At 50.7% G+C, this 12,099-nt stretch carries 8 protein-coding genes; 3 read left to right on the top strand and 5 right to left on the bottom strand.

From position 1 onward, the window contains the following. Positions 1-442: 442 nt before the first annotated feature. Positions 443-1,090 carry a uridine kinase family protein gene (locus EL645_RS35595; RefSeq protein ID WP_126557155.1) on the top strand — a complete coding sequence of 216 codons (648 nt, stop codon included), beginning with the start codon at positions 443-445 and terminating at the stop codon, positions 1,088-1,090. A 109-nt stretch (positions 1,091-1,199) separates the two neighbouring features. Here the strand turns inward: EL645_RS35595 and EL645_RS35600 are convergent, their stop codons facing one another. After that, positions 1,200-2,366 (bottom strand): hypothetical protein, encoded by a 1,167-nt coding sequence (locus tag EL645_RS35600; protein ID WP_126557156.1) that lies wholly within the window; start codon positions 2,364-2,366, stop codon positions 1,200-1,202. 254 nt (positions 2,367-2,620) lie between these two features. Further along, entirely contained in the window at positions 2,621-4,378 is a 1,758-nt protein-coding gene (locus tag EL645_RS35605) for an NAD(P)/FAD-dependent oxidoreductase (protein ID WP_126557157.1), read from the bottom strand. 458 nt (positions 4,379-4,836) lie between these two features. Here EL645_RS35605 and EL645_RS35610 point away from each other — a divergent pair, with 458 nt between their 5' ends. Next, entirely contained in the window at positions 4,837-6,126 is a 1,290-nt protein-coding gene (locus EL645_RS35610; protein ID WP_161977967.1) for an MFS transporter, read from the top strand. Positions 6,127-6,484: 358 nt separating this feature from the next. On the opposite strand, the gene EL645_RS35615 is transcribed toward EL645_RS35610, so the two are convergent. From EL645_RS35615 to EL645_RS35625, 3 genes are read right to left on the bottom strand one after another with little or no spacing between them, the layout of a single operon-like run. After that, complete coding sequence (locus EL645_RS35615; RefSeq protein WP_126557159.1) at positions 6,485-6,904, bottom strand: cupin domain-containing protein; 420 nt, start codon at positions 6,902-6,904, stop codon at positions 6,485-6,487. Then, entirely contained in the window at positions 6,888-7,736 is an 849-nt protein-coding gene (locus EL645_RS35620; RefSeq protein WP_126557160.1) for a phosphoenolpyruvate hydrolase family protein, read from the bottom strand. The genes EL645_RS35615 and EL645_RS35620 overlap by 17 nt, the downstream gene beginning before the upstream one ends. Positions 7,737-7,751: 15 nt before the next feature. Further along, a complete protein-coding gene (locus tag EL645_RS35625) occupies positions 7,752-9,002 on the bottom strand; it encodes a Tm-1-like ATP-binding domain-containing protein (protein WP_126557161.1) in 1,251 nt (416 codons plus the stop codon). Between the two features lie 266 nt (positions 9,003-9,268). Here EL645_RS35625 and EL645_RS35630 point away from each other — a divergent pair, with 266 nt between their 5' ends. After that, the gene (locus tag EL645_RS35630; protein ID WP_126557162.1) at positions 9,269-11,974 is read left to right on the top strand and encodes a PAS domain-containing sensor histidine kinase; all 2,706 of its coding nucleotides are present in this window, start codon (positions 9,269-9,271) and stop codon (positions 11,972-11,974) included. Positions 11,975-12,099: the final 125 nt, after the last annotated feature.

Below are 12,099 nucleotides of genomic sequence, written 5' to 3' on the forward strand. Positions count from 1 at the left end.
TTGTAGAAGCTGCTGCAAGTTAATCGATAAACGTAATTATTAATAATTGTAATTAACATATTTTCCTGTTGAAGTCAATAGAAATTATTATCTCCACATAGACAAAAGCCCTATTGTTGGGTAAAATTGTTAAATTGGATTTACACTTATTAATATTAACTTAATAATTTTGGCTGTTACAGTCGGAGCGTATTTGATTCCCATGCCTATGGAGATCAAATCGTTTCTTTGCGGACATGCGCATGCGCGCCCGAACCTTTTTTCTTCTTTGTTGCAAAAATTGCGCCTGGCGCAATTTTTGCAACAAAGAAGAAATTCTGTATGAGCATCGCGGGTGTGAATGCGTATGGACAGAGTGTGCGAAGAACATAGGGATCAAACACGTTTAGATAAATAATTAGAATGGCGTTTACAATTGCTTTTCGAGAGTGGAGGAGTGACAATGTTACGTATGCCTGCCGTGATTACACGCATAGAGGATTTGCCACCTGCACAGGTGTATCTGGTTGCCGGACCAGCCGCATCTGGCAAAACTACCTTTTCAACGCAATTGGCACATCATCTCAATGCGGCCGTTCTCTCCATGGATCACTATTTTGTGGATGAGGATGCGATCACGATTGAGCATGATGAAATATATGGTGTCGCGCCCCAGTGGGAGAGCCCAGAAGCTTATGATATTCATACCCTGGGACAAAACATTAAAGAATTACTGCAATATGGGGAGACGTTGATTCCGCGCTATAGCTTTGTGGCTAATCGTCGGGTTGGCCATCAAGCCATGCATCTACAGCCCAACCAGAATCTGGTGATTGAAGGCCTCTATCCAATTCGCTGTGAACAATTTTTTCGCGCTTATGCCCAATCCATTGTGAAAATTTTTGTGGTGGCTGACCTGGATATTCGACGCGCTCGGGCACGGGTGAGGGATGTGGAAGAGCGTGGCAAGTCGATCGAGGTCTTTGATGCGCGGCGCCATTTTGTGGAGCTTGGTGAACGGCGCTGGGTACTAAAACAAGAGCGAGACGCTGATTTTGTACTTGAAATCCATAACGGCTTCTCTTATGACGAATTCTTTGGACGTGGCTAGCGAGTTTTAATCTTCATTATTATTTGTTATTTCAATCTGGATCTCCATATAAGTGATGGTTAGCTATAAAGGGAGATCCAGATCTATGCCACATTTCTTATAATCATTGCTAGCCTAAAATAATAGGCAATACTATCCCCAACCCAAGCACAAAGAGCCATAGCGCTGGTGCTGGCGTGCCGCCAGGTCGGAGTAGCCTCTCTTCGCGTGCCGCGAGACGTGGATCTATCAGGAGCCAATCCATGTGACGACGTTGTAAGTAGAGAAAAATCACTCCGGTTAATCCCCCATACAAAATGTGACCAAGCAGCGATGGCAACAGGATGTTCGCTGCCTGCATGGTCCAGGTGATTGGCACCCCTAATAGAAGCGGGAGGATAGTTAAGGGACCAATAAACCACCACGCCAGGCCGTAGAGGGTGCCCCAGATCAGGCTGGCCTGCACATTTGTGGCTTCGTGCTCAAACAATACTCCATAGCTCATGCCAATGATTGTGCTAATTATCATATGGACGATAAAGCCAGGAAATGGTGATGATGCACCTATCAAGCTGGCAAGGCGCGGCAGGACGCCAGTGGCTAGCATGATAAGGCTAAAAAGCAGGCCTCCCGCCAGGCTAGCTAGCGCTCCCCATAATAGCGAGAGCAGTGTGTGGACCCCTGCTCCCTCGATTTCGCGTTTGAGTGGATCAGATGTAATGAAGAGCTTGACCCATAGCCGATCGAGCAAGGCATAGACCAGGCCCAGCCAGATACCATAAACGGCATGACCAATGAATGAGCCAAAGAAGCTTGCACCATAGAGATAGGACCAATGAATTGGTTGGTGGAGCATGGTTGGTAGCAGGGTTAGTGGTCCTAAGAACCACCAGAAGAGACCATAGGCCAGTCCCCAGCAGATACTTGATCCAGGGCTGAGCACATCATGCTGGAAAAGCAGTCCAAAACTGGCTCCAATGACGATGGCAATGGTGTAATGAAGAAGTGTACCGACTGTTAAGGAATGCGAGTTAAAGATACCTGCAATCACTATAAACGCATTATTCTGCACAAACCAGCTACTGAAAGCCCAGCCACCAACCAGTCCGGCCAGTCCACCAACAATAATGGCTCGCAGATAGGTGTGGGTCGTTGGGGAATGGGCCACCTGATGACTATTCCACCAGCCGGTAAGCAGTCCCAGGGGTGCGCCCAGAAGCAGCAGGAATGAGACCAATTCTGGAAAATGCAAGCGTGCCAGGTCGAGCATAGGCATCTGGTTAGTTTCTGCGAGCATGGATCGTACCCCTACCGCTTCGATGAGCCAGAGAAGGAATGCGCAACCCAGACCCCAGATCAAGCCAGAACCTGGATGTAAAATTCGCCGCCCGATCGAAGCTGCGAAGAGCAGCCCGAACAGTCCACCCAGAACAATAAGCAGCCAGGGAGCAATTGATACAGGGGTGGCCCTGAGAATACAGATAGCCCCAGTATCCCAATCACGCTGCTGAGTAGCAGGTTTTGCACAAGTGTGTAGCGCATAGTTTAATGCTATCCTCTCGGCTGGCTGCCTGTTATTGGTGGCACTATCTGTTCTATCTCCATGATAGTAGTTGGCCGCTCATCCAGGTCGATGGTTTGTACGATATCGCGTGGAAAGAAAATCTCGATAATCCAATCGCTTAGAACCCGTATTTTACGTTCCAGTCCGGGGAGCTTAGAGAGATAGATGCCACGCCATAATATCCAGGCAAAAAAGCCTGAGAAGCGTAGACCTTTGATCTCGGCGCAGGCGGTCTGATAGCCTACCACGCACAGGATACCGAGCGCATTAAAGTGAAATGGCTTGAGGGGTTGATAGTGTACACCGGCATGAATATTGTGGGCCAGGGTATAGGCTTCACGCAAGGCAAACTGAGCCGTCGGTGGACACGGTTGATGCGTAACAGCATCGTTGACCAGCGCGCAATCTCCCAAAGCCCATACTCCAGATAAAGCGGGCACTGCCAGGTATTGATCGACGGCAATGGCCCCATGGCTATCATGATCGGCTGCTAATGTTTGTACCAGCGGATGTGGCTTGACTCCTGCCGTCCAGACTAACGTGTTGGTGCCTACCTCTTCATCCTTGTTGAGTATGACGCCTCCAGCATGCGCCCCCGTCAGACGGGTATTCAAGCGCATGGTGACGCCGCGCGCCTCCATCTGTGTCATTGCGTAATCTGCCAGTGAGCGGCTTAGCTCGGGCAGAATGTGGTCACGAGAATGGACCAGCAAGATGCGTATTTCATGTTGTTGAATAGTTGGATAGTAAGGCAGGGCGCTCCGCAGCAGATCGTTGAGGGCTCCTGCCAGTTCGGCGCCTGCGAAGCCCGCCCCGGCGATGACAAAGGTAAGCATGGCCGCGCGTTTGTCTTTATCTGTCTCGCGATCGGCATACTCCAGCATATTGATGGCATGGCCGCGAATACGAATGGCATCTTCAATCGATTTAAAGCTCAAGGCATGCAGACGAATATCTTCGCGTTCTAAAAAATTAGAGATGCTACCAACTGCCAGTACAAGATGATCATACGTGATGGTGTCTGGTTGGGAGAAGGGAGTTTTTGTTGTCAGGGTGAGCTGTTTGTGCTGAGTATCAATCTGCGTAACACAGCCATGTATGACCTGGGTGCGCCTCAGACTTGTGCGTAGCGGATTGCAGATGTGGGAGGGTTCCAGGCTGCCGCCCGCCACTTCCGCCAGCATTGGCGTGAACAGCAGTGCGTTGGTATCACTGATAATCGTAATAGAGACCGTTGGATCAGCCCCGAATGCTTGCTCAAGATGTTGGGCTACTGTCATACCGGCAAAGCCCCCGCCTACAATGACGATACGGGTTGTAATCGCTTGTGTGGGCCGCGACTTCTGTTGTTCTGGACCCAGCAACTGGAAAGCTAGCTGGTTGCCGAGTACAAGCAACAGTCCCAGGCAAGCACCATACAAGACCCAGGCTACCAGTTCCGGAAACAACTGGCGCATTCCCATCGCTGTCCATGGTGGACTATGACCAGTGAGCAATGGGAATAACAGACAATTGAAACAGACCCAGAACAGGATGCCGAGCGCGGCTGCTGTCAACATGCTCTCTATATAGTCAAAAGGATATGCGCGACGAGACACGGCAAATAGGATGCCCAGCGCAGCTCCCAGCAGGACGTATCCTGTTGAGTTTTGGGTTTTGAAGATGACAAAGACAACGCTACTGATAATCCCAACTAATAAGCCAATAGTTATTCTGCGTGTATATTTTTGTCTTAAAAGGGTCATCACTTCACCTTTTCTGCGCAGGCAAGTTCAAGAATACTAACGCTTTACACTAAGCCCCCTAAGATTTATGACGCTGTAACCAGTATAAATGTCCACTTTTTTACCTGTGCGACAGGCCTTTTTAAATTTCCTCTTTGGCGCCTATGGCGCCGGGTTGGGTGTGTGGAGTGTGTGTGGTGGATGGCCGCGGCCGTCCACCACGCACTCCAAACCTGAAAGGATGTCCATCGTATGACTTGCTCGGGATCTCTGGACGAACAGTAAAAATCCCTGCTGTAGCGAGCCAGCAAGATGTCCTGGTTGAGCTAATAGGGCGCTTGCAATACTGTTACCCAATCTGCGTGAGAAACAAATTCTAACTACTTATTCTTTTTTTATTGCATAGGTCGTCTTACTATTTGTGAAAATGTTATTTGGAGATGTTATCACCTCTTTGTAGCTTACGTAGAAAGCTGGCTATGAGTATCAACACGAGTAAACGTATCCAAATTTTCCAGGCGTTGAAATCACGCCCTTTTTTATTTTTCTGGCTTGGACAAACTATTTCTGCTATGGGCAATGATGCGTTTGGGATTGCGCTGGCCTGGGAAGTGCTGATAATTACTGGTTCGGCGGAACAGATGGCTCTGGTGAGGATTGTTGAAGAGCTTCCACGCATCATCTTCTTGCTACTGGGTGGGGTGGCCGCGGACCGGCTTCCGAAGAGACGCGTGATTCTGTGGGCGGATAGCGGTAGGGCATTATTAGTATCGCTGGTGACACTGCTGGCCTGGTTGCATCAGCTGCAGATCTGGCATGTTATGCTGGTCGGTTTGATTTTTGGTACCGTGCGTGGTTTCTTTGGTCCGGCCTATCGAGCACTTTTGCCGCAGCTGGTAGAGTCCAAAGAGCTCTTACCATCGGTAAATGCCATGAATGGTTTAAGCAAGCAAGGCAGTCAGCTGATTGGACCGAGTCTGGGAGCCGCATTGTTTGCGGTTCTAGGACCTATAAGCGCCTTCCTCTTTGACGCCCTGACCTTTGTTTTCTCAGCCTTTTGTATGTTTGTTATGGGCCGGCCAGGGGTGCGGCAGCAGGGCAAGAGTAGTAGCTTGATGGCTGATACAGCAACTCAGAAAACGCCGCTTTTCCAGCATGTTGGGAGGGATATTGTCGATGGGTTGCGCTATGTATGGAGCGTGCCCTGGATCTGGCTGTCGACTGTACTGGTGAGCCTGGCTGGAGCAGGATTAGCCGGACTGGATCAGATTGCTTTGCCCAAGCTCTTAAAAGAGAGCCAGCTGCAACTGAACGGTATTTTGTTGTTCGGGGGCGTTGGCTCGGCCCTGGCCTTAGGTGCGCTGCTCTCGACCATGTTTATTGGACAATTACCGTTTCGCCATCGCGGCATCGTTGCTTATAGTGGTTTGATCTTGCTAGGCCTGGCTTTTTTGTTGTTTGCGCTACCCCCATCCTCCATCCTGATCGCCTTTATTTTCCTGGGAGCAGGCGTGCTGGTTGGTTTTGGAGATGGTCTCTTTGAGATTATGTGGGATATGCAGCTACAGACGCATGTACCAGCAGAAAAGCTAGGCCGCGTCTACAGTATTTACCTATTAGGAGCCAATAGCCTGGTCTCCGTTGGTTTATGGGAAGCCGGTTTTATCAGTGACCATTTTGGAGCCGCCTGGGCATTTATTGGCGGCGGAATTTTAAGTATCGTATTGGCCCTGATCGGTCTATCCCAACGCTCTATCCGCCAGGCATAAATAATAATATTCACCAATCATCAATGATCTGTACGTGTGGGTCTTGTCCTCAATATCGTTGAGATAAGATGAATTTGAGCTCAGAAACATGGGATTGGAGCCTGCCCCTTTTACCCTCCCCACACGAACATGTAACAAGAATGGCGATGCGCATAGGTTCGGCCCTGTAAGTGCGAAGCTTGCCCTCGCTTGCCGCCCCAGCGGCCCAGTATCCCAGCGTTGGGGTGCCTTGCCCAAAAGCAACATCCGTGTTTGGGCACCGCGTGGGCCGAGGTCTCAGAGACAAGCAGCCGCGTGCGAGGATACCGGGCCGCCCTACCGGGGTGGCAATCGGCCACTGAGGGCCGAACCTATAGGATTATTGAGCCTGGCGTTGTAAGCCTGCGAGCTGGCCTGCGGGCACCTCCTGGAAGTCGGGAGCTGTTTCAAGGGCGCGTTCGGCTCCAGCTGGATTGTACAGGGCGATCAAGCGCAATGGTTCCCAGCCTGTGTTTATGGTAGAGTGGTAGACTCCAATTGAGACGTAAATGGTATCGCCGGCTTTAATCGTAAATGGTTCTTCATCGTTAACCATCTGCTCACCTTCGCCTGAGAGCACATAGAGGATCTCTTCAGACTCAGGATGATTGTGGCGTTCGTGGCCTTTACCTGGTAGCAGTATCACTTCGCCGAAGGTCAGACCTGTTCCCAGTGTGTATTCAGGTTTGACCAGCCATTTTATAATGCCCCAATCGAACGTTTGCGTTGGAACACTATGGGGATCAATGGGCTTTTCCATGCTGTTTTTCTCCTGTCTGTATGGCTTTGAAACGGTGTGTATTCTCGGTGATAGCGATCTCTGTTGGCAGGCGCTCCATGCTGGATGCGCCAAAGAAGCCGACCACTCCTCTGGTATGCTGGAGGACGTAAGCGGCGTCTTCTGGTTCTGCGATGGGACCGCCATGGCAGAGGACCATAATGTCTGGATTGACCTTTTTGGCGGCGTCATGCATGGACTGGACACGCGTGACTGCCTCATCGAGCGTGACCGCAGTATGGGCGCCGATCGAACCTTTGGTGGTCAGTCCCATATGGGGCACCAGGATGTCCGCACCTGCTTCGGCCATGGCGCGTGCCTCGTCTGGATTAAAGACATACGGGGCGGTCAATAGATCCAGTTCATGGGCGCTTCGAATCATATCGATTTCCAGGCCAAAGCCCATGCCGGTCTCTTCAATGTTCTGGCGAAATGTACCGTCAAACAGGCCGACGGTCGGAAAGTTTTGCACCCCGGCAAAGCCCATCTCCTTTAGCTGCCGCAAAAAGTAGGGCATCATGCGAAATGGATCGGTACCACATACTCCGGCCAGTACCGGCGTTTTTTTTACAATGGGTAGGACTTCATTGGCCATCTCAACCACGATCGCGTTGGCATCTCCATAGGGTAGCAGTCCGGCCAGTGAGCCACGGCCAGCCATACGATAGCGACCAGAGTTATAAATGATGATCAGGTCTACCCCGCCAGCCTCTACGCACCTGGCAGAGAGGCCTGTGCCCGCCCCGGCCCCTACAATGATACCTCCCTGCTTAAGCGTTTTTTTGAGACCTGCTAATGCTTGCGCTCTATTCACAGCTTCCCTCCTTTATCAGGATGCGGTAGTGGTTCGTTCAGGCCGTTTGAGCCTGGTCTGCACATATTCATCCAGCCGGCTGGCCATGGCGCGGGCGAAACGGGGATCATTCAGATCCATATCAAGTTTATGAACTTCGATATCTTTATTTAAATTGTTGGTTAGATTCTCAATTAATGCTTGATCGGCCTGTGGATCATAGAATGGACCCCCCTCAACATCAATCAGGGAGACGCCGCGCAGTGGAATAAAGACCACCACCGGCCCTTTGGCCTGATTGAGCTTGCGGGCTATAATCCGGCCCAGCTCAGCATTTTCCTCAACCGTGGTGCGCATCAAGGTAACTGTCTCATTATGTTTATAAAGATTGCGCTGTTTGAACTTTTCGGGCACACTATCCAGCGGACCAAAGTTGACCATATCCAGCGCACCCAGGGAGATGATCTGTGGAATGGCGTATGCTCCCGCAGCCTCCAGGCGCTCAGGACCGGCGCTCAACACTCCTCCAACCAGCTCATCGGCCAGTTCCGTGGGGGTGCTATCCAATACACCGGCTAGAAAACCATCTTTGATCAGGGTCTCCATCGACTGGCCGCCGGTGCCAGTGGCGTGAAAGACCAGCACTTCATAGCCATGTTCTTCTAGATATTTGCGCGCTTCATTCACGCAGGGGGTAGTTACCCCAAACATGGTCGCGCCAATTAAAGGCTTGCCGCTGCTGGCCGCTTTAAAACTTTCATAGGCCTGAGCCATACCACTAATGCCAGCGGCCGCATTGGTCAGAATACGCTCGGAGATACGGTTAATGCCCGCGATATCTACCACCGAGTACATCATTGTAATGTCTACAGCCCCTACATATGGGCGTGTATCACCGGCGGCCATGGTAGAGACTACCAGCTTGGGCACACCAATCGGCAGGGCACGCATAACCTGGGACACGATGGCCGAGCCACCGGAGCCTCCCAGGCCAAATACACCATGTACTCGACCCTGCTGAAAGAGATCCAACACGATCCTGGTGGCACCCCGAGCCATGGCGGCTACGGCCGCTCCACGATCGCCAGCGGCCGCAAGTTGGGCCACATCCACACCCGCGGCCTGCGCCACCTGTTCATGGGGAATATCGGGTTGTACTTGAGGAGAACCTTTGACGCCGGCATCAATTAGAATAACCTCATTGCCTAATTGTTGGACGCGCTGGCGTAAGTAATCATATTCCACACCTTTGGTATCCAGCGTTCCAAGTAAGATAACAGTTGCCATGATACTCATCCTTTATCTTCTACAATAAAGCACATCGTTGTGTAGCGAATGCTATAAGCACTGTCATTCTAATAAGTATACCTTATCGTATAATTCAGGTAAGCTGCCTTCCCAATCGGGCCAACTGGCTTTAAAATATACCCTTTTCTTCCGCGCTTTTCGTCTTGTTATATCCACAATATATTGAGGCGAGTATTTCTTGCAGATTTTTCGCTCCCTTAATGGTATACTTTTGGCATTGAGATACGTAACGAGGCGCCCGGTTTATGGAGCAAAAGACATCACAATCCTTTCCACAAATAGATCCATTACATGAACATACTCAATTATTCATTGAGTCAGGGAATAGTGTACATAAAGTAGCAGAACATGAGAATGCTTTACTGGCACACACCACTATTTTAAGCGAGGTTGAGACGCTGCTGGAAGCGATTCCAGATGCTATTTTTCAGTTGGATACACAGGGCTATATTGAGTCATATAATATAGCCGCTCAGAATCTTTGTATACGTGTCCTGCCTGAATTTCCATCAGATTTTGCTACCGTAATGTCTATTTGTCGTCAGCAAGATGGTGATGCGCAAGGGCAACTCTTTACGGGCGAGAGCATGCCGTTTGCGCGTCTGTTGCAGGGTGAGATACTGCTGGGCTCTGTCGCCCCCACTGTAAGTGTAACCGCCCTGGATGGGCAAGAGATGTATTTGCAAATCAGCGGCAAACCATTGCAAGATGAGCAGGGACAACTGAGCGGTATCCTGGTGGTAGTGCGTGATATGACGGCCCCCCATCAATTGCGCCAGGATTTAGAGGAGACGCTGGTCAAGCGTTTACTGGAGCAACGCCGCTTACAGGAGCGCCAGCAGCGTGTGCTACACCTGTCCAGCTCCCTGGCTGAATATGCCTACGTCTATCAGATTACGCCGGATGAGCAGCTGCACCGTGAATGGATCTCTGACACATTTTTGAATTTGATTGAGTACACGGCGGAAGAATTAGATCTGCTGGGCTGGAACGTCATTAAACTCTGCCATCCCGACGATTTGCCCAGAGCAGTGGCGCGTATAGCAGCTATGCATGCGGGGGAGCCCGATGATCAGGAGTGGCGCGTTATTACAAAATCCGGATTGGTGTACTGGCTGCATGATGTTTGCTATTGCATGAAGGATGAGGAAACTGGTTTCACCAGGGTCTATGGGGTGGCAAAAAATATTACGGAGCGCAAAGAGGCAGAACAGCAGATGTGGCAATTGAATCAACAAATGGATGTCACATTTGAGGCTATTGCCGATGGCATAGTAGTGATGGGCCGAGATGGTGAAATTTTGCGCATGAATTCAGCGGCCCGCGACCTGATGCACCTGGTCTCGCTTGATCCAGAGTTCACTGCCCATCCCTTAGCGCAGCGCCTGGCAGCGGTGCGCATGCGGGACAATCAGGGGCAGCCCTTACCTCTGGAGCAGACACCACATTATCGCGTTTTGCATGGCGAGACATTGCAAAACTCTGGCAATGAAGATGTGCAGGTAACGGCCCTGGATGGTCATGGACTGACGATCAATGTTGGTGGGGCCCCTATTCATGCCGCTAATGGACAACTGCTGGGTGCGGTCTTAATTCTGCGCGATGTCACTTTACGCTATCAGCAAGAGCAACGCAAGCAGCAGGCATTGTTCACACTCTTGCAAATGGCTGAAGCGGTGGCGCAATTTCCAGACCAGAGCGATACGGCTGGCAATAATAGCCAGCAGATCTCAGCCGATATGCTGGCCTTAACCCGTGACCTTTTCGAGAGCCAGCTTGGCTGTATCCTGACCATCGAAGCCGAGACCGAGCGTTTTCAGCCTATCGCGGTGAGTGGAGGTAGCGCCAGTGAGCAGGCGAGCATCTATGAACGATTAGCATGTTACCATCTATCTGAGTTTTTTGATCAGGAGCAATTGAGCATGTTGCAGGCCGGAGAGGCCCTGCTGATAGACGTAGAGCAATCGCCAGCCCTGGCTACTATCCTGGCCACCTGTGGCATGAAAACTGTCCTGGTGGCCCCGCTTTATGTCCGCGGCGGTTATCCCGGCCTGATCTGTATTGATGGGAGCGATGTTGAGCGTATCTATCCTTTCCACGAGGCCTTGACCCTGCTAAAAGCGGTTGGCAAGCTTATTGCCCTGGTTATCGAACGTGAGCGCCTGATGCGTGCCAGAACCGCCGCAGAGGCTTATTCGGTCGCTGAACGCGAAGTGAGTCGGCAGAAAGATGAGTTTCTTAGCCTGGCCAGCCACGAACTTCGAACTCCGCTTGCCACGATCAAAGCCTGTATCCAGATCGCCAGGCGTCGCCTGAAGCGTTTTAATGATGCGCAGGAAGCAAAGGATAGCGAGCAGGCAAATGTAGTAGCTCAACAAGTGATTACCATGCTCAATCGAGGGGAGCAGCAGGTTAGCGTCGAGCATCGGCTGATCGATGATCTCCTGGATGTTTCCTATATCCAGGAGCAGCGTTTAGATTTGCAGCCCACCTTATTTAATCTGGCCAAGCTTGTCAAGCAAGTTATTACCGCTATGGCGAGCGAGGAAAATTCACATCCGCTTATTCTGAATGAATCTGTGGCTGAACAATCATTTCCTGTTATTGCCGATAGAAGACGTATTGAACAGGTCTTGATGAATTATATCAGTAACGCCATTAAATACAGTTTCGATGAAGCTCCCATTGAGCTGAAAATCTGTCGTGATGAGCGTATGGTGAGGGTAGAGGTGAGTGACCAGGGACCCGGGGTGGCTCTGGCGGAGCAGATGCGCATCTGGGAACGTTTTTACCAGATACCGGACCGGATTATCTATCAGGGCTCCGCTGGTATGGGGCTGGGGCTATATATCAGTCAGGTAATTATCAGACAGCACCATGGCCAGGTGGGAGTAGATAGTTCGCTACAGTCAGGTTCAACTTTCTGGTTTACTTTGCCACTGACTCACTGACGCACCGAGAGATAAAATATGTGGTATACTACTATACGGAACTATGAGTTGAAATCATTTGCACGTTGCCTGGTGGCAGTCTCAGTGTTCCAGAAGCATTTAATTTTCATCGCCGAAAACTCCTG

Source organism: Dictyobacter kobayashii (assembly GCF_003967555.1).
Taxonomy (GTDB): Bacteria; Chloroflexota; Ktedonobacteria; order Ktedonobacterales; family Ktedonobacteraceae; genus Dictyobacter; species Dictyobacter kobayashii.